Genomic DNA, 23,096 nt, shown 5'->3' with positions numbered 1-23,096 from the left:
AACATTATTATCTTTGTATTGTTACGTTACCTCTTTTAAAGAAAAAAAGCAAATAAAAATTATTTTTATTTTTTGTGTTTACAAAAAAATATTTTTTTGTATAATGAAAGTATGAAATGGAGGCGCTGTCATGGAGATAGGAATTATCGGACTTGGAAAAATGGGATTGAACTTGGCCCTCAATTTAAAAGATCAAGGTTATCAAGTAAAAGGGCTGGATCTTTCGATACATGCGCAGAAAACAGCGAAAGAAGCTGGAATTACACTCTATCAAACGCTAGCTGATTTGACGAATTCTTTTAGCGGCCGACGGGTTTTATGGTTGATGCTTCCTGCGGGAACTGTGACTGAGGGGATTCTTGAAGAACTATGGCCCCTTGTATCAGCGAAAGACATCGTGATTGAAGGCGGAAATTCTAATTACAAAGATTCGATTCGCCGAGCAGCCTGGTTTAAAGAAAAAGAGGTGCATTACTTTGATTGTGGGACTTCTGGTGGGGTTTCCGGAGCTAGAAAAGATGCATGTTTGATGATTGGCGGGAATGAAATCGCTTTTTCAGAGGTGGAATCTTTGTTTGCAGATGTGGCTGTTTTAGGAGGCTACCTTTATGCAGGGGAATCAGGAAGCGGTCATTTTCTAAAGATGGTCCATAACGGTATCGAATACGGAATGATGCAAGCCATCGGTGAAGGCTTTCAATTGATTGAACAAAGTGCCTATGACTTTGATTTGGCTTCCGTCGCAGAGGTATGGAATCATGGATCGGTTATTCGCAGCTGGCTGATGGAAATCGCAGCGGCCCAATTTAATGAGAGCCCTAAGTTGGAGGAATATCGCGGGGTTGTTGCAGCTTCTGGTGAAGCTAGGTGGACAGTGGAAACGGCTTTGGAGATGAATGTTGCTGTACCGACGATCGCTATGAGTTTGTTTATGAGAAATTTGTCCCAAGAAGAAGACAGTTTCTCAGCAAAAGTCGTCTCTGCGCTAAGGAATGGTTTTGGTGGTCACGAGATTGTTGCAAAAGAGTAAGGAGGAAGAATATGGAACAGTTTAAGATCGCTATAGTGAATTCCAGCAGCTTTGGAAAAATCTTTCCGCAACATATCGAGCGGTTGAAAGCAATCGGAACTGTCAGTCATTTCACGTTCGATAGCGAAATCAATGGGAAAGAATTGGCAGAAAAGCTTAAGGGATATAACATCATTATAGCAAGTGTTACCCCATTTTTTACCAAAGAGTTTTTTGAGTACAAAGATGAATTGCTACTGATCACACGCCACGGGATCGGCTATAACAATATTGATTTAGAAGCAGCGAAGGACCACCAAACGATTGTTTCGATCATTCCAGCTTTGGTCGAGCGTGATGCAGTAGCAGAAAATAATGTGACCAATCTATTGGCGCTTCTGCGCTGTACAGTTGAATCGAATACAAAAGTTCGCGAAGATCAATGGGAAAAACGAGCGAACTTTGTCGGACGCGCACTATTTAACAAGACAGTAGGCGTGATTGGTGTCGGCAATACTGGAAGTTGTGTAGTAGAAATATTGAGAAATGGTTTCCGCTGCGAGGTTTTGGCATACGATCCATACAAGTCAGCTTTGCATATTCAAAGCTATGGTGGAAAAAAAGTCGATCTAGACGAGCTGCTAGCAAAATCAGATATTATTTGTCTATGTGCTAACTTGACGGAGGAAAATTATCATATGATTTCCTTTGAAGAAATTTCAAAAATGAAAGATCAAGTGTATCTCTCCAATAGTGCCCGTGGCGCACTTTTGAATGAAGAGGCAATTGTAAGCGGATTAAAAAGTGGGAAAATCGCTGGTCTTGCCACCGATGTCTTAGAGGAAGAGCCTGGTCATAAAGATCATCCGTATTTAGCTTTTGAAAATGTAGTTATGACACCGCATACATCAGCTTATACTATGGAATGCTTAGAAGAGATGGGAAACAAATGTGTAACGGATATTGAACGAATCGTTAAGGGACTGCTGCCAGACCGTGCTGTTCAAGCGGAAAGTCGGTTTTTGGCTGTATAAAGGAGAGTGAAGCTCGTGCTAACGGATTTAAAAGTAAAGGTTGGACCGCAAGTTTATCGTTACCATGAAGGCGCGATCGACTATGTGCCGGAAGTATTAAAAGAGTACAAAGTAAAACGACTGCTGCTCGTACATGGAACGGTTTCATGGGAAAAAGCGAAACCAAAATTACCCTTTTTAGAAGATGCGCATTTGGAAATTTTTTATCATCGCTACACAGGAGAATGTAGCTATTATGGCGCTGGACTGATTGCTGATCTTGTTGAAGAACTGGCGATCGATTTTATTCTGGGGGTTGGTGGCGGGAAGTTAGCCGACTTAGTGGGATATGCAGCACATGTAGTCAATCGACCCTTTGGACTGATCCCAACATTGGCCAGTAATTGTGCACCATGGACACCCTTGTCTGTCATGTATAAAGAGTCGGGAGAATCTGAAGGGAAGTCGGAACACTATTTAAGACAGGCTGCTTTTTTGATTACCGATCCGACGTTAGTGATCGATGCACCAGTCTCCTACTTTATCGCCGGTTTAGCAGATACGTTGGCAAAGTGGATTGAATCGGAAGCAATCTTAGCCCAACCACATTTGAAAAATGAGCCTTTCTTGCAAATGGCAGGCTATACAGCAAAATTATGCGAAACAGCTATTTTGACACAATCGAAACAAGCGATTGAAGATATGAAGCGGCAGGAAGTGACAGACGCCTTTTGTCACTTGTCGGAGATCGTTATTGCAGTTGCTGGAATGGTAGGCGGGCTAGGCGATAAATATGCCCGCAATGCAGCGGCGCATGCGATGCATGATGCCATCAGTAAATATCTGCCTGAAAGTCATCGTTTTCTTCACGGGGAAAAGGTTGCCTATGGGATGTTTTATCAATTAGCCCTTGAAGAAAAATGGATGGTCATCGATCAGTTGATCCCCTTTTATCAAGAATTGCACTTACCAATGAGTTTACATCAAATGGGTATTTTTCCTGAAGATGCACAAGTCATTGATCAGTTGGTGCAGTTCATAGATTCAAAAGAAAAAGTACACTTGATTCCAGTCTTAATCACCAAAGAACGCTTGAAAGAAGCTGTTCTTGATTTAGAAAACTATTTGAAAGAAGTTTAGGAGGAGGAAAAATGGATACATTAAGTGTTACACAAAGTTTACTGATTGCGCTATGGGTTGCAGCAGTCATGTCTCGTTGGCTCGGCGGAGGCGCCACACTGACTTTACGTTTTTCACCATTGATGACGGGATTAGTTGTCGGACTGGTGATGGGAAATGTGGCTCAAGCCATGATCGTTACTGCCGCTTTACAAATGATTTACATGGGGGTATTTTCTCCTGGCGGATCCATGCCAGCGGAACCTTCAATTGCTGCGGCGATTGCCGTACCGGTAGCTTTGCTAGGAAATCTGCAACCAGAAGCAGCGATTGCTGTTGCCGTACCTGTTGGTTTGCTAGGGAGTTATTTGTATCAGTTCCGTTTCTTTATCAATACCTTCTTAGGAAAATATACGGATAAAGCAGTGGAAGATCTTAATGACAAAGCAATGACTCGTTCAATTATTTTATACCCAACGCTGGCTTCATTTATTTTATTTGTTCCGCTGGTATTTATTGCACTTTATTTAGGAGCTCCACTGATTGCTGATGTCATCAATGCTCTTGAGGGGACAGTCGTTATCCATATTTTAGAAGTAGTCGGCGGCGGATTGGCAGCGATCGGGATTGCAACTACCGTCTATGTGATCGGTCGAAAAGATTATATGGTCTTTTTCTTCTTGGCCTATTTCATGAGTGTAGTTTTCAGTTCGCTAGAAATTACCATGGTCACCTATGCGATTTTTGGTATTTTGATCGCGTTGATTTTTGTTCAGTCACAAAAAGGAAAATTGGCCCCAGCCCCAGAAACGAATACAGCATCACCATCCTTTGATGATGACGATGACTATGATGACGGGTTCTAATCGATAAGGAGGAGCAGTAATGACCGAAATAATTCAAAAAGCGCAAGGCGCACCGGAAGAAATCACGAAGAAAGATGTCACAAAAGCATACCTAAGATGGCATTTCGCCAATGAGATCCCGCATTCGTTTGAACGGTATTTATCACCATCGCTTTTATACGCCATGATGCCGATTTTGCGCAAACTTTACAAAGACGATGAGGCACTGAAAGCTGCCTACAAACGCCAACTGTTGTTTTTCAATACCCAGCTAAGTTGGGGTGGCGGTGTTATTACTGGGCTGATGTCATCAATGGAACAACAGCGGGCCGAGGAAGAGCATGAGAAAAAAGAGATCTTGATGCAGGATGATCTAATGTACAACACGAAAGCTGGTTTGATGGGTGCTTTAGCAGGAATCGGGGATGCCATCGACTCAGGAACCGTTCAATATATCTTTATTGCGATTGCCGTCCCTTGGGCACAGCAAGGAAGTCCGCTAGGTGCGTTGTTTCCGTTCATTTGCTTTGCACTGTATCAAGTTTCTCTAGGAATGTTTTTTGCCCGCCAAGCGTTCTCAATGGGACGCAACGCAACTGGCTTGATGCAGAGTACAGGTGTTCAAACTGCCATTGAAACACTGTCGGTTCTCGGTTTGTTTATGATGGGGGTTCTGGCTGGAAACTATGTCAAAGTCAGTTCTTCGCTGCAGTTTGATATTTCTGGACGAGAATTTATTATCCAAGATATCCTTGATCAGATTGTACCAGGGATCTTGCCGTTAGCAGTTGTAATGGGCGTCTACTGGTTCTATACAAAGAAAGGATTAAAAGTCACGCAAGCATTGCTATGGCTGACTTTGATTCTGATTATTTTATCCGGTGTCGGTATTTTATAAGAAAAGGAAGTGTCAACAATGGGTGTAGTAAATTTAGCACGAGTAGATGAACGATTGATCCATGGGCAGGTCATGATGACCTTGTCGCAAAAAAGCGGAGTCAACTCGATCTTTGTAGTGGATGAGGTAGTAGCTAAGGATAAGTTCATGCGGGAACTATACAAAAATGCCGGTAGCCGAACAGGGCAAAAAACGATCGTCGTTACACCAGAAAAAGCCAAGTTTTACTGGGATGAATACAACTTCAAAGATTACAACTGTATTTTGATCGCTAAAACCGTCAGCGTGATGTACGACTTAGTCAAACACGGCGTGCCGATGAAAGAATTGAACATAGGCGGTATTGCCCAAAAAGATCCCGAGAAGGATCTCTTGGTAACAAAATCTGTTTATTTAAATCAAGCGGATGCGCAAAAACTCAAAGAAATGAATGAAGAATATGGTGTGGAATCAATCTATTTTCAGGCAACGCCTTCTGCACCGAAATCAACACTTAAAGATGTGTTGAAGCAGTTCAATTTGTAATCATTGAGCGAGTTCGTCATCTGTTGAAGAGGAAGGCGGAGGGTCTTATAAAAATAGAGTTCCTCCTTCCTTGTCAGTAAATTGTGAATAGGAGAATCCGCCATGAATCAAACAGAAGCATTTCGTGATTGGCTGTTTCGTTATCGGTATGTCTACCGAGCGCGATCAACGGATAAAAGCAAACAAAGATTTTTGAAGGCACTCATCGCGGATATCATTCCATTTCGCAAAGACCTTCAGGTGATCGAGTATGATCACACGAAAAAAAACGCCTCACGCAATTTGTATGTTGGTGATCTGACTAAAGCAAAACGGATCATCTGCACGTATTATGATACACCGCCAGAGCATTTCGGCGATTACCATTTTTTTGATCGGCAGGAGCAAGGCCGTAAAACAAATCAATTTATTCTGACTGCTTCAGCAGTGATGATTCTTTTAGGGTTGTTGGGGACTTGGCTTTATATCCACTTTGCCTCAGGGAGATTTCCCTTATTGTCTTGGCAAACAGCGCTTTTTGCTTCAGGGGTCGGTATTTATTTTCTGCTATTAAATCGCGTAAGCCGCGGGGCAGGATTTCAGCAAAATCTAACCCGCAATACCTCCTCTATCTTAGCGCTGCTGTCCTTGATCAGTCAAAACAGTCAAACAGCGACGGCCTTCGCATTTCTTGATGACGGAAGTTACGGAGAACGCGGGTTGGAAGTGTTACGTGATTCAGTAAGGCCGAATGCGAAGATATATTATTTAGATTCTATTGGTGCCGATGCTCCGATTCGAGCTATCGGCAAGCAATTCAATGAAGGGCAACTGCAGCAGTTGGCGATCGAACACAGTAGTGAAGCAATGGGCAGCATCAACTATCTGTTTTGTGCAGAAAAGCAGCAGGATCAGACGTATGTGCTGCCTAGAAAACAATTAAAGCAAAAAGAGCTGAATCTGAGGAATATGCAAAAAGTTCTTGCGTTATTTGGTTAGGAAGCGAAAAAGGAGGAATAACATTTGTTAGGAATCGTATTGGCAACTCACGGACAGCTGAGTACTGGTTTTAAAGATGCTGCAGAGGTGATCATGGGCAGTGTCGAAAATATTGCGGTCGTTAATTTGAACCACGGAGAGGATATTCAACTTCTGGGAAACAAAATCCATGAAGCGATTCATGAAACAGATCAAGGGGACGGTGTCTTGGTGTTTGCTGATCTATTGAGTGCGAGTCCCTACAATCAGTCGGTTGTAACGATCAATCAATTAGAAGAATCGCTTCAGGAAAAGACGTATGTGATCGGCGGGGTGAATTTGCCGATGGTATTAGAAGCGATCAATCACCAATTTTTGGCGACACCGATTGAACAGGCGGTGGCAGCAGTGATCCAGCAAGGAGAAAACAGTGTAGCGCTTTGGCACAATTCTTCAGCAGGTGATAGTAGCGAAGAGACTGATGAGGACGATGATTTTTAAAAACGAAAGGATGACAGCAAATGCAATGGGGGTTTCGATGGTACGGGGAAGGGGATACGATCCCGTTAACGAATATTCGACAAATTCCAGGAATGCACGGCATTGTAGGAACACTTCTAAATAAAATGCCTGGAGATGTCTGGGAGATTTCCGAAATCAACGCACTAAAAGCATCAATTGAAAAAGAGCATCTTTCACTATTAGGGATTGAGAGTGTGGCGATCCACGATGCGATCAAAGCCGGAACAGAGGAACGGGATCACTACATCGATCAATATATTCAAACAATTCGGAATTTAGCAGCTTGTGATGTACATATGATCTGCTATAGCTTCAAACCGATCTTCGGCTGGGCAAAAACAAATCTATTTTATCAAAACGAGGATGGCAGCTTCTCTTTGCTCTATGATCAAGCCGTTGTGGATGATATGGAACCTAGTGAGATGTATACGCTGATCCATAGCCAATCAAAAGGCTTTAAATTGCCAGGCTGGGAAGAAGAACGACTGAAAAAGTTCCAGCGTTTGATGGCAACTTATGAAGGGGTCACTCAAGAGATCCTCTTTGATAACTTAAGCTATTTCTTAAAGCGGATCATTCCTGTGTGTGAAGAAGTAGATGTGAAAATGGCGATCCATCCGGACGATCCACCTTGGGAAATTTTTGGTTTGCCACGGATCACCAAAAATTTAGAGGACTTGAAAAAAATCATGGCCATCGTGGATTCGCCTTATAATGGGGTAACGTTGTGCACCGGTTCGTTAGGTGCCGATCCAGAAAACGACATGGTGGAGATCGTTCATGGCTTAAAAGGCCGCATCAACTTTGTTCATTTTCGCAATGTGTTGTTTATGGGGGAACGCAAATTTAAAGAATCTGCCCATCTTTCCACTGAAGGATCGTTAGATATGTATGCCATTATGAAAGCCTTGGTTGAGGTCGGTTTTGATGGTGTCATCCGTCCTGATCACGGGCGGACGATCTGGGGGGAAGTGGCGATGCCAGGCTATGGTCTGTATGATCGCGCGATTGGTATCAGTTATCTTCAAGGGCTTCATGAAGCCGTCTTGAAAGAGCAAATGCAATCGAGGGGAACGAAGGGAGGAGAGAGCGTATGACACTCTATGAACAATTGGCAAAAACAAGGGTGTTGCCTCTTTACACTGCAACAGACCTTACCTATTTGCCAGTAGTAGAATCACTGCTGATTGAGCATGAACTGTATTTTATTGAAATAACCTTCCGCAGTGACCTTGCTTTAGAAGCGATTGAAAAACTCTCTCAATCGGGCAAATTGATCGTAGGCGCAGGCACGGTCCGCACCTTAGAACAAGCGAAAGCAGCGGTTGAGAAAGGGGCGCGCTTTATTGTTTCCCCTGCTCTTGTACCTGATGTGGTGGAATTTTGTCTTGCCGAAAACATTCCAGTGTTTCCAGGGACAGCTACCCCCAATGACATTCAACGGGCAACGGATTATGGCTTATCAGTTGTGAAATTTTTCCCTGCGGATATCTACGGGGGCTTGTCGGCAATCAAAGCCCTCAGTGGTCCGTTTTACGATATTCGATTTGTCCCAACTGGCGGAATCACTCTCGAAAATGTTCAAGACTATTTATCTGATCCGCAAGTATTAGCGGTTGGCGGATCCTTCATTCTGTCAGAAGCGCTAGTAAAAGAAGGGCGGGAAAAGGCTGACAGCCATTTGGCGCATGTAAAATCATTGCTAAGTTGAGCAGTCAGCTGTATATAAACAAGATGAAGCAATGGGTGCCAAAGGATTTTGGTACCATTGCTTTTTTATTCGCAGAAAAGCAAAGGAGGCCATAGGATGGAGAAGATAAAACTGGTGATTTTTGATATGGACGGTTTGATGTTTGAAACTGGTCGGTTAGCTTACCGCGCCTATTTAAGAGCCGCGGAGGAGTATGATTTTGAAGTTTGCCAAGATGTTTATTATTACCTGACTGGCAGAACGGAAGCAGATATTCGTAAAGGGATGCAGGAACTCTATGGCAGTACGGTACCAACGGATCGGTGGCGAGAAGCGATGAATCGTCAGAAAGAAGTGATTTTAGCTGAAGAAAAACGGGTGTTCAAAAAGCCCGGCCTTCTTGAACTATTGGAAGCATTAAAAAAACAAGATTGCTTGATAGCCGTGGCGTCCTCTTCGTCGAAAGAAAAAATCAAGGCGTATTTTGAAATGGAACAGATGCCAGATTGGTTTGATACGGTGGTTTCTGGGGATCAAGTGCGAAAGGGCAAACCTGATCCAGAAATCTTTCTGACAGCATGCCAACAATTAGGCGTAAAGCCTGAAGCAGCCTTGGTATTAGAAGATTCTCTAGCCGGCATAAGAGCTGCAAAACAAGCCAAGATCCCAGCTTTTCTGATTGCGGATGATTTGAGTATTTTGCCAGTCAAGAAAAATGGGAAGTATCCTTTGCTTAAACAGCCAAAACTTGAGCAAGAAGTAGCTGCACAGGTGAAAACTTTTTCTGATCTGACGGAAGTCAGAGACTGGCTAGTCGTGAATCATTTTTCTTGGGCTTGATCGATGTTCCAAGAAGCTTCGATAAAGCAAACGGCATTAAGCAAGAACATACGGTGCTATAAATCAGGCATAGCGTTGCGGAATCGGTAAAACAACAAAGGTTCATTTTGGCAATTGGTTTTTTCCTGCTCATTTCTCTATGAAGAAGGGGAGCGTTAGAACGTTTTTCACTACTTTCTGGGAACGTGGCAAAAGGCTGACTAGAATAACGAGTAAGATTGTAGCAGCTCACTTTATAGGTAAGTGAAGCTGCTTTTTTGTTTTGCTATTCCTTCAGCAATGAAAAATGAGCATTGTGTGTTAAGCGGTATTCTTTCGGAGTCAGTGAGGTCAAAGCTTTGAAATTTCGATTGAAGGTTCGCACATTTTGAAAGCCAGCCTGTTCTGCTACTTCCGTAATCGGCAAGAGACTATGAGTCAGCAAAAAAGAGGCATGGCGTATTCTTGCTTGATTCAAAAGTCGGGGAAAGGTGCTTTTCAATTTCTCAGTGATCATTCTGGAAACGTAGACGCTACTATAACCGATACTGCTGCTTAGTTTTTCGAGCGTCAGCTCTTCTTTGAAGTGTGACTCGATATAGGCAAGCAGCTGGATCAGGATATCCTCTTGGTTTTTGGCTGGTAGTAAAGTCGTTTGGTGCTCAAAAAGGTAAAGGACTTGATACAGTGCCGATTTTCGTAAATAGAGGGAATCCGTTTCAAATAAAGGATAGTAGAGCTGCTTGGCAAATGGATCAATGGTGATAACCGGATCTGACAAAGCGAAATCTTTGGTTTTGGCATAAAAATCTGGAATAAACTCCGGCGAAAAAACCAGAATATGCAGTTGTGATTCCTTGGGGGTTTCGATGGCATGGGTCTGGTAAGGCATGACTAATAACACTTGGCCAGTTGTAAGGACATAGGGACTTTCTTCGATTTTGACAACCGCTTCGCCTTCACTACAAAAAAGCAATTCAAAGGAACGATGAAAATGTTCCATGTAATTAAGCGAGTAGGGATGGTAACTGGAAACGCCTAGGTATTCGCCAAAATGATATTCTTCTAAAATGGTCACGCAATCTTTCCTCCATTTTTTGTCTATCGATGTGTGGAAATCGTCCTGTGAATGATAGCGATTTCATTTTATAATTATGACAGTTCAGCTGAAGAAAGTAAATAGAACAATGATTAGTGAATATTTTTAAAATGGACTGCAGTAACAAGTTTCTTTTTTTAGTTAGGTATATTAGTAAAGAAAACTTACTAACTGAAAGAAGCTCATTCCTACTGACTCTCAGTTGAATCACAAAATGCCAAAAAGGGAAAGAGGAGGAAATTTTTTGATTACCAATCCGATACTAACAGGCTTTCATCCAGACCCGAGTATTTGTCGTGCAGGAGAAGATTATTACATTGCTACGTCGACCTTTGAATGGTTTCCAGGTGTGCGCATCTTCCATTCGAAGGATTTGAAGAACTGGCGCTTGATCAGTACACCAGTCAATCGTGTCAGTCAGTTGAATATGCTGGGAAATCCTGATTCTGGGGGCGTTTGGGCGCCAAACTTAAGTTACAGTGATGGTCGTTTTTGGTTGATTTATTCAGATGTCAAAACACAATCCAATAGCTGGAAAGATGTGAACAATTATTTGATCACCTGTGAAACCATTGATGGGGATTGGTCAGAACCAATCTATATGAATTCTTCTGGTTTCGATCCCTCTTTATTTCATGACGATGACGGCAAAAAATATTTTCTGAACATGGTCTGGGATTATCGCCCGACAAACCATTCCTTTTATGGGATCGCTCTCCAAGAGTTTGATTGGCAAGCCAAGAAATTGGTGGGGCAGCCCAAAATTATCTTCAACGGAACAGAGCGCAAATTGACTGAAGCACCGGTCATGTATAAAGTGAACGGCTATTATTATTTATTGACGGCAGAAGGCGGCACCCAATTTGAACATGCAAGTACCATCGCTCGTGGAACACACATTGAAGGCCCCTATGAAGTTCATCCTCAAAACCCTCTAATTAGTTCATGGGGACAGCCAGAGATCCCGCTACAAAAAGCCGGTCATGGTTCATTTGTGAAAACGCAGACCGATGAATGGTATTTTGTTCACTTAACAGGACGAGCGCTGAAGTATCCAGAAACACCCCTCTTAGAAAATCGCGGCTATTGCCCGCTCGGACGAGAAACAGCGATCCAGTCTGTTTACTGGGAAAATGATTGGCCGTATATCACAGGCGGGAACTTTCCAAAAGCGGAGGTCCCACAGCCACAGCTGCCCGAACATCCGTGGGAAACAGAATCAGGCTTTGATGATTTTGAAGATGCGTCGTTGGCACCAATGTTTCAAACCTTGCGGATTCCTTTTTCTGAGGAAATCGGTAGTTTGACCGCACGACCAGGGTATTTGCGCTTGTATGGGCGAGAGTCGTTCAATTCCTTGTTCCATCAAGCACTGGTGGCAAGAAGATGGAGCGATTTTCGTTTCGAAGCAACGACTGCCGTCGAATTTTCGCCGACCTCGTTTCTACAGTTGGCAGGCATGACGAATTACTACAATACACAAAATTGGTCGGCGATCTACATCACTCATGATGAGAGGAAAGGAAAAATCATCACTGTATTGGCAAGCGAAAAGGGCCAACTGAAGAGCCAAAAAGTATCAAAAGTTGTGATACCAGCCGATGTACAAACGGTCTACTTCAAAACGATCGTCAATTATGCCCACTATCAATACGCGTACTCCTTTGATCAAAAAGAGTGGCAGGTCATCGATCAGCTATTTGACAGCTTGCAATTGTCTGACGACTATGTGGCAGAACATTACGGTGGGTTCTTTACGGGGGCTTTTGTGGGGATGTTTGCGATCGATACGACTGGCAATCGTTTGGCGGCTGATTTTGATTCATTTGACTATCAAAAAATCGAGGAGGAAGAAAGATGAAAAATTGGAAACGGGTCTTACAAACAGCGTCAGTGGCGGGCTTAGCGGCTTTTATGCTTAGTGGCTGCGGGAATGGTTCAGGAAACAGTGGCTCGGATAACAGCGCAACGGGAAGCAGTGGCAAGGATGAACTCGTGGTTTGGACCTTTACTTCAGAATTATCAACGATGATCAATGATTACTATTTGCCGGCGCATGACGATTTGGCCTATGACATTCGGATCGTGGAGATTCCTTCTGACCAATTCGAGACCAAGCTCGATCCGATTCTCGGTTCCAAAGATGCACCAGATGTGATTGCTTTAGAATCTGCCTTTGTCAAAAAATATGTGGAATCAGGGATGATGGCAGACCTTGGTTCACTGGGACTTGATGAAGCCGCGGCAGATACGTATCAATATGTCAAAGACGTAGGAACTTCAAAAGACGGGGTTCTTCATGCCTTGGCTTGGCAAGCTGCTCCTGGCGGGTTTTATTACCGGGCGTCGATGGCAGAAGAGCTGCTAGGGATCGATGATCCAGCGGCTGCGCAAGCGGCCTTGTCAGACTACGACAAGTTCTATGAGGAAGCCAAAGCAGTCAAAGAAAAAAGTGGTGGAACCACCTATATGATCTCTAGTGTCCAAGATTTGGCGAAGCCTTTTTATGGTCAACGCGAACATGGCTGGGTTGAAGACGGTAAATTAGTGATCGACGACAGTTTGTATGATTTGTTGGATATATCACGAAAATTTGTAGAAGAAGGCCTGACACAAGATACAGAAGGACAATCAGAAGCTTGGTTTGCTGGAATGAATAGCGACAATGTATTCGGTTATAGTTTGCCGACATGGGGACTGCACTATTGGTTAAAACCAAATGCGACAGCTGCCGATAACTCCAGCTCAACAGAAGGGGACTGGCGCATGATCCAAGGACCGTCGTCGTGGTTCTGGGGCGGCACATGGATCGGTGCTACGGCAAATTCTGAGATGCAAGAAGAAGCGGCGCAATTGGTGGCTTACTTGACCACAGATCAAGCATTTTTAAAACAATGGGCCGAAGATACCGGTGATTTTGTATCGAATGAGCGAGTCGTTGAAGAAATTAAAAGCGAATACCAAGAGGAATTTTTAGGCGGTCAAAACCACTATGCAGAATTTGCCGATATGGTTCAAGACATCAACGCGAAAATTCTGACCGAGTATGACCAGACGATTGAAACCCTCTTTACGGATAGTTGTTTGACACCATATTCAAAAGGTGAAGTGGATCAGGAAACGGCGATCCAAAACTTTAAAGATGCGGTTGTCAATGCTTATCCAGATGTTCAAGTAGATTAGGTGTTGTTGAAACCGGCACCGAAGACGGGGTCGGTTTCAACCTTTTCTAGGTACGATGGCGCTGCTTAAATGGCTTGTCTTTACAGGCAGAAGTTGACAGTGGAAGAAAAAAATATCAGGGGGATTACGATGCAGAATAAGAGAAGATTTGAACAGTATCATCGCTATGGGCTATTATTTATCGCACCATTTTTTCTAGCATTCTTGGTTTTTCAGCTTTATCCAATTCTCTATACGATTTACCTGAGCTTTACAGATCTAAAAGGGTGGAATCCAGCTGCCAATCTTGTCGGACTGGATAACTATTTTGCGATTTTTCGCAACCCGTTATTTTTAAAATCGATCAGCAATACTTTTATTTTGTGGGGCGTAAACTTTGTCCCTCAAATTGGCTTGGCTTTGTTGTTGGCGGCATGGTTTACCAATATCAAGCTGCGCTTGCGAGGGAAAGGCTTCTTCAAAGTCGCTTTTTACTTACCCAACATCATTACTGCGGCTTCAGTAGCAATCTTATTTTTTGTTTTGTTCAGTTTTCCGTTAGGTCCGATCAACCTAGTCTTGCAGCATTTCGGTGTTTTGGACCAGCCTTATGACTTTTTCCGTAGTGAAACGGGCACTCGGCTGATCGTTTCCTTCATCCAATTTTGGATGTGGTATGGTCAGACAACGATCGTTTTGGTTTCGGGCATTTTGAGCATTGATGATGCTCTTTTTGAATCAGCAATGGTCGATGGAGCCAATGATGGTCAAATTTTCCGCAAGATCACGCTGCCTTTGTTAAAACCAATCTTGCTTTATACATTGGTGACGTCCTTGATTGGCGGCTTGCAAATGTTCGACATTCCTTTTTTGCTGACAAACGGTAATCCCAACAATAGTGTCTTAACGATCACGATGTTCATCTACAACCAGGCCTTTACCGGGAGTCGGAATTTCAACGTTGCCGCAACCGCGTCGGTACTATTATTGGTACTTTCAATCGTATTAAGCACGTTATTGTTTCAATTTTTCAAAGAAAACAGCAAAGTGGGGCGAAAATAAATGGAAAATAACTATCGAGCAAAACGATTGTTGATCTATGTCTTTTTGGTATTGCTGACCATCCTAAGTATATTGCCGTTTTGGGTCGTCTTAGTCAATGCAACCCGTTCAGCGGAACAGATCCAGCAAGGGCTGTCCTTGTGGCCCGGCGGTAATCTCCAATACAACTGGTCCGTCTTAATGGGCAGAGGCTTCAATGTTTTCAATGGGTTTAAAAATAGTTTCCTGATTGCTGCTGGTGCTACCGTTCTCAATGTGTATTTTTCGGCGCTGACGGCTTATGGCGTGATCGCCTATGAATTTCGTGGCAAGAAAGTCCTGTTTGCTGTCATTCTTGGGCTGATCATGATTCCTCAGCAAATCAGCATGATCGGTTTTTATCAATTTATGAATCGCTTAGGGCTCTTAAATAATTTTCTGCCATTGATTTTACCAGCGATCGCATCACCCGCGACCGTTTTTTTCTTAAAGCAATACTTAGAAACGATCTATCATCCTGATTTGGCAGATTCTGCTCGTCTAGACGGAGCCGGCGAAATCAAAATTTTCCATCGCATCATGTTGCCCTTGATGAAACCGGGCTTAGCTACCATGGCGATTTTCTCGTTCGTGACCTCGTGGAATAATTTCTTGATGCCCTTGATCTTGATCAACGATACGGAAAAGTATACGTTGCCGATGCTGGTCCAATTGTTGAAAACTGATGTTTACCGTACTGAATTTGGCAGTATGTATCTAGGGATCTCATTAAGTATTATTCCTTTACTGCTGATTTACCTGTTTCTATCGAAATACATCGTGGGCGGTGTGACGGCTGGCGGAATCAAAGGATAGCGAGACCCTTTTACCAAAAGAAAACGCTGGACTGAGTTTTCAGTCCAGCATTCATTTAACGGATCGCACGGGAGAGATCAAGTGCCGCAAAGCGCAAATCGTTGATATTTAAGAAATGTTTTGCCACTAAAACGTTGCCGCCAAATAACGGGGCTTGATCGCCTAATCGACTGTTTTTGATCTTCGTGTTTTTGGTGAACTGGCTGGTCAATTTTTGCTGCAGCGCCAGCAATAAATCAGGAATTTTGCGATAGATCGAGCTGTTGATATAGACTTCTTCGGGATCAGAAAAAGTGATGACATTATTCAGCCCAATACTAAGAAACTCAACATTTTGTTGCGCCAATTCGACTGCTGATTTTTCTCCGGCATGGTAGGCTTGTGCGAAGGTATCCGAATTAACGAACGCAGTTTTTGTATAGTGGCTATAGGTATCAAACAAGACTTTGTTCGAGGCATATTGCTCTAAGCAACCTCGATTGCCGCAAGGACACAAGTTGCCGTGAGGAAAGAGCGTAGAATGGCCAACTTCCCCCGCCATGCCGTGAGTACCGGTTTGCAGCTGCCCATCAACGATGATTCCGACACCGATCCCGCTATGGACGCTGACGCTCAGTAAATTCGTGGAATCAGAAGAAAAACAGTACTCGCCTAAAGCCGTCAGATTGGCTTCGTTCTCTATATAGACCGCCGTATTGTATTTTTGGCTCAAAGGGGCGATCAAATCAAAGTGTTCCAAGTCGTAGTAGGGGGCAAAGGTGATCGTCTGATTGTGAACGATGCCGTGGATCGCCAAACAGATTCCTACTAATCCATGAGTGGTTTGCGGCATTTGCGGCCAAAATTCTTTCATCATGGAATCGATCGTCGCCAGTACATTTTCTTTGGTGATCAATTCATGGGAATGATCGGCGGAGGCGATCATCTCGCCATTGATATAAGAAAGCATTCCACGAACATAGTTATAGCCGATGTCAAAGGTAACAGCTAAGCTGCTGCGGTGATTGAATTGCAATTGAATCGGTTTGCGACCACCGATCGAAGTGGAATCCCCAATGCCGACTTCGCGAACGAAGTCCGTGTCGATCAGTTTTTTGGTTATTTGAGAAACAGACGCTTTATTGAGATGGGTCAAATTTGATACTTCCGCTCGTGACACATTTTCATTGTCAATGATCGTCTTCAATACAGCCGCTTCATTTTGTTCGCGTATGCCCATTTTATTGATAATCATGTGTTCTCCTCTTCATAGATGTGATTAGTGTTAGTTTACCGTGCAAATTAATATTGTGCAAGCTGAAGAATAAAGAAAAGAGGAAGAATGTAGGAGCAGCAGTTTGAGAACGAAAATCAAAGAAAGAATCGTTGAAAGCGCTTGACAGAAATACGAGAATCGTTTACTATCCAATTAGTTAGTTTTGAATGCTAATTAACCGATTGAGAGGCAATGGTTAACTGCTTCAAACAGAGGAAGGAGAGAAGAGATGGCTTATTTTTTAGGGTTGGATCTAGGAACAAGTGCGTTAAAAGGCTTAGTTTTTGATCAAACCGGGGAACTCCAAGAAACAGCAAGTGTTGACTATCCATTGTCATCCCCTAGACCGGGGTTCAGTGAGCAAGAGCCTGTGCATTGGCAAGAGGCGGCAGATAAGGTAATCAAAACCTTGATCCAGCAGCTTCCAACGTTGCAGAAAGAATTGATCGGCATCAGCTTTTCCGGGCAAATGCATAGTCTTGTTTTATTGGATGAAGAAAACCGAGTCATTCGTCCGGCAATATTATGGAATGACGTTCGAACCACCAAACAATGTCAAGCGATCATGGCATCCTTTGGAGAGGAAATAAAAGCAATCACCAAGAATATTGCTTTGGAAGGGTTCACCTTACCCAAAATTTTATGGGTCCAAGAACACGAGCCTGAACATTGGCAACAAGTTCGTCACATGATGTTGCCAAAAGACTACTTGGCTTTTTGGCTGACTGGTAACTATTCGATGGATTATTCTGATGCGGCGGGTACGTTACTGCTGGATATCGAAAAGAAGTGCTGGTCTGAAGCCATTCTAGAAAAATTCGCAATCGCATCGGATTTACTGCCGCCGCTTTTTGAATCAGCAGCGCCTGTAGGGAAAATGCGAAAAGAACTGCAAGAAGCCTTTGGCTTTGAACAAGAGGTGACGATCTATGCAGGTGGCGCAGACAATGCCTGTGCTGCATTAGGTTCAGGGATCATCGCCGAAGGTGTCGGCATGGTGTCGATTGGCACTAGCGGTGTGTTCTTATCCTTTGAAGAAGCGCAAGAGGTTGATTATCAAGGCGATCTACACCTTTTCCGTCATGCGATCAAAGACAAGTTGTATTCAATGGGGGTCACGTTAGCCGCTGGAAATTCCTTAAGCTGGTATCGTGATACGTTTGCCCAAAACCAATCGTTTCAGGAATTGCTTTCAGCAATCAGTGAGGTAAAACCGGGGGCAGAAGGCCTGCTGTTTACGCCTTATATCGTGGGCGAACGCACACCACATACCGACAGCCAAATCAGGGGAAGTTTTATTGGCATTGACACACGGCATCGCGAAAAGCATTTCAGTCGTGCCGTCTTAGAAGGGATCACCTTCTCTCTGAAAGATTCCCAAATGATCATGGAAGAACGAGCACAGCGGAAATTCACCCAGATCGTTTCTGTGGGGGGCGGTGCGAAAAATGCCGAATGGCTGCAAATGCAAGCCGATATTTTTAATGCAGAAATGCTGACTTTATCTACTGAACAAGGTCCAGGTATGGGCGCAGCAATGCTGGCAGCAATCGGCAGCGGCATTTATCCAGATGCGGCCGCTTGTGTTAACGCCTTTGTCAAATACAGCAAGGCCATTGCACCGATTCCTGAAAATGTCGCCAAATACCAAGAAATCTATGCGATCTACCGGACCGTCTACCAGCAAACCGCGCCTATCTGCCATGCGTTGGCGCAAATCGAATAGCATAATGGCAGCAGAAAATCTGCTTGATTAAAGCGAGGAATCGTTTTTGGTTCTAAATGATTGGAACCAAGTAAGTTAGTTTATTACACTAAAAAACATAAAATGGAGGCAACAACAATGACTTATTTCCCAGAAATCGAAAAAATCCGCTACGAAGGTCCTAAAACAGACAATATGTTTGCATTTCGCCACTACGATGCCGATGAAGTTGTTTTAGGCAAGAAAATGAAAGATCATCTACGTTTTGCAATCGCCTATTGGCATACGATGACGCAAGACGGCTCTGATCCTTTCGGCGCACCCGTCAACAAACGGACGTGGATCGGTGACACCGAAATGGAAACAGCGAAAAATCGAGTAGAAGCCTTCTTCGAGATTTGTGAAAAACTAGGAGCAGAATTCTTCTGTTTCCATGATGTTGACGTGGCACCTGCGGGAGAAACGTTAGAAGAATTTTTCCAAAACTTAGACGAAATCACCGATTTGATCAAAGAAAAAATGGAACAAACGGGGATCAAACTATTATGGAATACAGCAAATATGTTCTCACATCCTCGTTTCAATAACGGCGCTGCTTCCACCAATAATGCGGAAGTTTACGCGTATGCAGCAGCCCAAGTTAAAAAAGGCTTAGATATCTCGAAAAAATTAGGCGGTGAAAACTATGTCTTCTGGGGCGGCCGTGAAGGCTATGAAACCTTGTTGAATACAGACATGAAATTTGAACAAGACAACATCGCCCGTCTATTCAAAATGGCGATCGCTTATGGCGAAAAAATCGGTCATAAACCGCAGTTCTTATTAGAGCCGAAACCAAAAGAACCATCGAAGCACCAATATGATTTTGATGCAGCGACAACGATGGCCTTCATTCAGCACTACGGCTTAGAAGGAGATTTCAAATTAAACCTAGAAGCCAATCATGCAACATTAGCTGGCCATACCTTTGAACATGAAATCGCCGTTGCCCGTAGCTATAACGCATTAGGCTCACTGGATGCCAACCAAGGAGATATGCTGTTAGGATGGGATACGGATGAATTTCCAACCAACGTTTTTGACTCGACACTCGCTTTATACGAAGTCTTAGAAAACGGCGGCATCGCACCGGGAGGAATCAACTTCGATTCTAAAGTCCGTCGTTCGTCATTTGAAATGGAAGATCTGCTGTTAGCCCACATCGCTGGTATGGATACATATGCCCGAGCGTTGAAAGCAGCAGCGAAACTGAAAGAAGACCGCTTCTTAGACGAGTTGAAGGAAAAACGGTACGCCTCGTTCCAAGAAGGCATCGGAGCGAAGATCGTTGCTGATGAGGAAAACTTAGAAACACTGACAGATTACGCATTGGCGCATGATCAAATCGAATTAGAATCCAGCCACATTGAATATGTGAAATCGCGTTTGAATGATTACCTGTTTTAATAAGAAACGACTGTCGTTCTGAGGAGCGACAGTTTTTTCACCTAAAAAATATCTTTTGGCAATTGTTACGAATCAACCAAATTATGATACGATAAAATGTAACCGATTTAACTCGGTTTAGGAATTGAAGGAGGCAACTTGATGTTTCACACAAACTTAGATCCTTTCCCAGAAAACTTCTTATGGGGGGCGGCTTCGGCGGCCTATCAAATTGAAGGTGCATGGGCAGAAGACGGCAAAGGTCCGTCGATTTGGGATACCTATGCCCAAATTCCCGGCAATACCTTTGAGGAAACCAACGGCAAAGTGGCGATCGATCACTACCATCGATACAAAGAAGATGTTGCCTTGATGAAGCAAATGGGCTTGAAAGCCTATCGCTTCAGCGTGGCGTGGTCGCGAATCGTGCCTGATGGCGAAGGTGCGGTCAATGAAGCTGGTGTGGCGTTTTACGAAAAGCTGGTGGACGAATTGCTTCGGCAAGGAGTAGAACCGATTTTGACGCTGTATCATTGGGATCTTCCTCAGGCTTTGCAAGACAAATACCAAGGATGGGAGGGACGAGAAACAGCAGCGGCATTTGAACGGTATTGCCGAATCCTTTTTGAACGCTTAGGAAAGAAAGTCACCTATTGGGTCACCATGAATGAACAAAATGTCTTCACTTCTCTTGGGTACCGTTGGGCGGCACATCCACCGGGCTTGAAGGACTTAAAACGGATGTATGCAGCCAATCATATCATCAACCTTGCCAATGCAAAGGCAATTAATTTGTTCCATGAGCTGGTTCCACAGGGCAAGATTGGTCCAAGTTTTGGCTATGGTCCGATGTATCCGTTTAGCTGTGACCCAGAAGATGTGCTGGCTGCAGAAAATGGCGAAGCCTTCAACAACGCGTGGTTTTTAGATGTCTATTGCAAAGGCGAATACCCGAAATTTGTCTACAAGCAATTAGCCAAAGTCGGTCTGGCTCCTGAAGTCACTCCAGAAGATCAAGCACTATTAAAACAGGCAAAACCTGACTTCTTAGGGATCAATTACTATCACGGTGGAACGGCCCAACAAAACAATTTGCAAAAGCAGTCAGCTGAAAAGAAAGAATTTTCTAAAGTCGATCCGTATTTGATGCAAGCGGCAGCTGGCGAGTTCTCACCAGAAGAAACCATGTTTGCGACGGCGGAAAATCCCCACTTGAAAAAAACAGATTGGGGCTGGGAGATCGATCCCGTTGGTTTCCGTGTAGCCTTGCGACGTATCCAAGCCAATTATGACTTGCCGATTTTTATTACTGAAAATGGGTTAGGCGCCATCGATCAATTGACAGAAGACAAACAGATCCATGATCCATACCGCATTACCTATTTGCAGGAACATCTGGTGGAACTGCAAAAGGCTATCACGGATGGGGTTGAGCTGATCGGCTATTGTGCTTGGTCCTTTACAGATCTACTAAGTTGGTTGAATGGATACCAAAAACGCTATGGGTTTGTTTATGTCGATCGCGACAATCAAAACGAACGTCAGTTGGCGCGCATCCCGAAGGATAGTTTTTATTGGTATCAAGAGGTGATTCGCACCAATGGGGCAAGTTTGACAAGTGAAACATGATGTAACGAAGGAGTAGCTGAAAATGGAGGTTGGAAAATGCGTAAAGTGTTGATCGTTGATGATGAAGCATCGATCCGAAATGGACTGCCTCTGATCATCGATTGGGAACGTCTGGGGTATCAAATCGTCGGGTCGGCGGAAAACGGCGAAGCTGGCTTGGCAATGATCCGCGAATTGAAGCCAGACGTTGTGATCGCTGATATCCGTATGCCGGGAAAAAATGGTCTTGAGATGGTGCAAGCAGCATCGGAGGAAGGTCTTTTGTTTTTTGCCATTATTTTGTCCGGCTACTCAGATTTTGACTATGCCAAGCAAGCGTTGCAACTGGGCGCTGTGACCTATTTGCTGAAACCAGTTGATGAAGAAGAGCTGATCGGTATTTTGACGAAAATCGATCAAAAAGCCAAGACCGATCAGCAGAAAAATCAGAAGAGTCAGTTGATGGAGAAATTGTTTGGCGGGGATCAAACGGGGATCAAAGACGCACAAGCCATCAAGCTATTGCGACTTCCCGAGGAGGCAGATGCCCAAAAGCTGGTTGAGAAATTGCAGGAGCAAGTGGCGCAAGTCATCACCTTGATCCATCGGCATCATCGGTATTTGGTTTTGTTAAACGAGGAACGCTTTCCCGACGAGGCGATCGATACGTGGTGCCGCAAAAAAATGGCTCATCAAGAAATCTTGATCTCCCGCTGGTTTGCGGCGCAAGAGAACTTGAAGCCATTGATGATCGACATCCAGACATTGAGTAAATTGATTTTCTTATTTCCCAATCAAGTCATTTCTCACCATGTTTTGGATACGACCCAAGAAGCAGAAGAACGAAGCGATTTGCGTGAAGAATTAGTAAAAGCGATTTTGGCAAACGATCCATTGGAACAGCCGTTATCCCGCTATTATCAAACCTTTTATCATTCATTGGCATTGGAAGAAGAGATCAAATGGCAAATCAATGGCGACATCGAATGGCTGCAGCATCAAATCAGTGAAAAAGTAGCATTAGCGATCGAATGGTCGACAGACGAAGTGCATCAGCAGATTTTTCTCGCCCAAACGTTTCCGATGCTACAAGAGGTGATCACCGCAAAACTAGCAGACTTGCAAGCAACAGTCGCCAGCAGTTTGAACCAAATCGATATCATTGCGGAATTGATCCAATACACGAAAAAGCATTATCAAGAAGATTTGACCTTGAAAAAAATCGGGGAACGTTTCAATTACAATAGTGCCTATCTAGGCAAGAAGTTTCGCAAAGAAACCGGTAAAAATTATTTGGCGTTCTTGGATGAAGTGCGAATGGAAAAGGCGGTGGAAATCTTACGTCATTCCAATCTAATGGTCTACGAAGTCGCTGAATTGGTAGGCTACAGCAATGTTGATTATTTCTACAAAAAGTTCAAACAATACCATCAGGTTTCGCCGAATGAGTTTCGGAAAAATGAATAACCACAAAGATGTCCGTGATTTTCTACGGACATCTATTTTTTAGGGTAACGATGACTAAATTGCTTGGTAGGCTTTCTTTTTT

The 23,096-nt window shown here is 43.7% G+C and carries 21 protein-coding genes; 19 read left to right on the top strand and 2 right to left on the bottom strand.

The window, feature by feature from the left end; translation table 11 throughout:
• The first annotated feature begins 130 nt into the window (after positions 1 to 130).
• From gnd to ACIPK1_RS02615, 11 genes are all read left to right on the top strand, one after another.
• Complete coding sequence (gene gnd / locus ACIPK1_RS02665) at positions 131 to 1,030, top strand: phosphogluconate dehydrogenase (NAD(+)-dependent, decarboxylating) (RefSeq protein ID WP_016621664.1); 900 nt, start codon at positions 131 to 133, stop codon at positions 1,028 to 1,030.
• 11 nt (positions 1,031 to 1,041) lie between these two features.
• Positions 1,042 to 2,043 carry a D-isomer specific 2-hydroxyacid dehydrogenase family protein gene (locus ACIPK1_RS02660; protein ID WP_016621663.1) on the top strand — a complete coding sequence of 334 codons (1,002 nt, stop codon included), beginning with the start codon at positions 1,042 to 1,044 and terminating at the stop codon, positions 2,041 to 2,043.
• Positions 2,044 to 2,058: 15 nt separating this feature from the next.
• The gene (locus ACIPK1_RS02655; RefSeq protein ID WP_301388178.1) at positions 2,059 to 3,162 is read left to right on the top strand and encodes an iron-containing alcohol dehydrogenase family protein; all 1,104 of its coding nucleotides are present in this window, start codon (positions 2,059 to 2,061) and stop codon (positions 3,160 to 3,162) included.
• A gap of 11 nt (positions 3,163 to 3,173) precedes the next feature.
• Positions 3,174 to 4,007: a PTS sugar transporter subunit IIC gene (locus ACIPK1_RS02650; protein WP_016621661.1), complete on the top strand. Its 834-nt coding sequence runs from the start codon at positions 3,174 to 3,176 to the stop codon at positions 4,005 to 4,007.
• Between the two features lie 19 nt (positions 4,008 to 4,026).
• Positions 4,027 to 4,884 (top strand): PTS system mannose/fructose/sorbose family transporter subunit IID, encoded by an 858-nt coding sequence (locus tag ACIPK1_RS02645; RefSeq protein WP_301388180.1) that lies wholly within the window; start codon positions 4,027 to 4,029, stop codon positions 4,882 to 4,884.
• An 18-nt stretch (positions 4,885 to 4,902) separates the two neighbouring features.
• Positions 4,903 to 5,409, top strand: coding sequence for a PTS sugar transporter subunit IIB (locus ACIPK1_RS02640; protein WP_061053213.1), 507 nt, complete (start codon positions 4,903 to 4,905; stop codon positions 5,407 to 5,409).
• A gap of 102 nt (positions 5,410 to 5,511) precedes the next feature.
• Positions 5,512 to 6,387, top strand: coding sequence for a hypothetical protein (locus tag ACIPK1_RS02635; protein WP_301388182.1), 876 nt, complete (start codon positions 5,512 to 5,514; stop codon positions 6,385 to 6,387).
• 24 nt (positions 6,388 to 6,411) lie between these two features.
• Positions 6,412 to 6,867: a PTS sugar transporter subunit IIA gene (locus tag ACIPK1_RS02630; RefSeq protein WP_005234051.1), complete on the top strand. Its 456-nt coding sequence runs from the start codon at positions 6,412 to 6,414 to the stop codon at positions 6,865 to 6,867.
• A 20-nt stretch (positions 6,868 to 6,887) separates the two neighbouring features.
• Positions 6,888 to 7,985: a mannonate dehydratase gene (gene uxuA, locus ACIPK1_RS02625; RefSeq protein ID WP_005234052.1), complete on the top strand. Its 1,098-nt coding sequence runs from the start codon at positions 6,888 to 6,890 to the stop codon at positions 7,983 to 7,985.
• Positions 7,982 to 8,599, top strand: a complete 618-nt coding sequence (locus tag ACIPK1_RS02620) for a bifunctional 4-hydroxy-2-oxoglutarate aldolase/2-dehydro-3-deoxy-phosphogluconate aldolase (protein ID WP_301388186.1) — start codon at positions 7,982 to 7,984, stop codon at positions 8,597 to 8,599. The genes uxuA and ACIPK1_RS02620 overlap by 4 nt, the downstream gene beginning before the upstream one ends.
• Before the next feature lie 96 nt (positions 8,600 to 8,695).
• The gene (locus ACIPK1_RS02615; RefSeq protein WP_087664630.1) at positions 8,696 to 9,418 is read left to right on the top strand and encodes an HAD family phosphatase; all 723 of its coding nucleotides are present in this window, start codon (positions 8,696 to 8,698) and stop codon (positions 9,416 to 9,418) included.
• Positions 9,419 to 9,683: 265 nt separating this feature from the next.
• On the opposite strand, the gene ACIPK1_RS02610 is transcribed toward ACIPK1_RS02615, so the two are convergent.
• On the bottom strand, positions 9,684 to 10,475 hold the full coding sequence (locus tag ACIPK1_RS02610; protein WP_400449867.1) for a helix-turn-helix domain-containing protein: 792 nt from the start codon (positions 10,473 to 10,475) through the stop codon (positions 9,684 to 9,686).
• A gap of 265 nt (positions 10,476 to 10,740) precedes the next feature.
• Here ACIPK1_RS02610 and ACIPK1_RS02605 point away from each other — a divergent pair, with 265 nt between their 5' ends.
• From ACIPK1_RS02605 to ACIPK1_RS02590, 4 genes are all read left to right on the top strand, one after another.
• Positions 10,741 to 12,357 carry a glycoside hydrolase family 43 protein gene (locus tag ACIPK1_RS02605; protein ID WP_087664631.1) on the top strand — a complete coding sequence of 539 codons (1,617 nt, stop codon included), beginning with the start codon at positions 10,741 to 10,743 and terminating at the stop codon, positions 12,355 to 12,357.
• Positions 12,354 to 13,679 carry an ABC transporter substrate-binding protein gene (locus ACIPK1_RS02600; RefSeq protein WP_087664632.1) on the top strand — a complete coding sequence of 442 codons (1,326 nt, stop codon included), beginning with the start codon at positions 12,354 to 12,356 and terminating at the stop codon, positions 13,677 to 13,679. The genes ACIPK1_RS02605 and ACIPK1_RS02600 overlap by 4 nt, the downstream gene beginning before the upstream one ends.
• 129 nt (positions 13,680 to 13,808) lie before the next feature.
• Positions 13,809 to 14,720 (top strand): carbohydrate ABC transporter permease, encoded by a 912-nt coding sequence (locus ACIPK1_RS02595; protein WP_015510298.1) that lies wholly within the window; start codon positions 13,809 to 13,811, stop codon positions 14,718 to 14,720.
• Positions 14,721 to 15,554, top strand: coding sequence for a carbohydrate ABC transporter permease (locus ACIPK1_RS02590; protein WP_196043967.1), 834 nt, complete (start codon positions 14,721 to 14,723; stop codon positions 15,552 to 15,554). It abuts the gene before it with no gap.
• A 55-nt stretch (positions 15,555 to 15,609) separates the two neighbouring features.
• On the opposite strand, the gene ACIPK1_RS02585 is transcribed toward ACIPK1_RS02590, so the two are convergent.
• Positions 15,610 to 16,788, bottom strand: coding sequence for an ROK family transcriptional regulator (locus ACIPK1_RS02585; protein ID WP_005234059.1), 1,179 nt, complete (start codon positions 16,786 to 16,788; stop codon positions 15,610 to 15,612).
• Positions 16,789 to 17,038: 250 nt separating this feature from the next.
• Between ACIPK1_RS02585 and xylB the strand changes: the two genes are divergently transcribed.
• The 4 genes from xylB to ACIPK1_RS02565 all read left to right on the top strand — a co-directional run bounded on the left by xylB (position 17,039) and on the right by ACIPK1_RS02565 (position 23,014).
• Positions 17,039 to 18,535, top strand: coding sequence for a xylulokinase (xylB, locus tag ACIPK1_RS02580; RefSeq protein ID WP_400449864.1), 1,497 nt, complete (start codon positions 17,039 to 17,041; stop codon positions 18,533 to 18,535).
• Positions 18,536 to 18,652: 117 nt separating this feature from the next.
• Complete coding sequence (gene xylA, locus ACIPK1_RS02575; protein WP_400449862.1) at positions 18,653 to 19,960, top strand: xylose isomerase; 1,308 nt, start codon at positions 18,653 to 18,655, stop codon at positions 19,958 to 19,960.
• Positions 19,961 to 20,101: 141 nt separating this feature from the next.
• Entirely contained in the window at positions 20,102 to 21,568 is a 1,467-nt protein-coding gene (locus ACIPK1_RS02570; protein ID WP_008380598.1) for a glycoside hydrolase family 1 protein, read from the top strand.
• A 36-nt stretch (positions 21,569 to 21,604) separates the two neighbouring features.
• Positions 21,605 to 23,014, top strand: a complete 1,410-nt coding sequence (locus ACIPK1_RS02565; RefSeq protein WP_301388201.1) for a response regulator — start codon at positions 21,605 to 21,607, stop codon at positions 23,012 to 23,014.
• Positions 23,015 to 23,096: the final 82 nt, after the last annotated feature.

Source organism: Enterococcus sp. NPDC086594, from assembly GCF_044746145.1.
GTDB classification, from domain to species: Bacteria; Bacillota; Bacilli; order Lactobacillales; family Enterococcaceae; genus Enterococcus_D; species Enterococcus_D entomosocium.
This window is presented reverse-complemented; position numbering and strand designations above follow the sequence as displayed.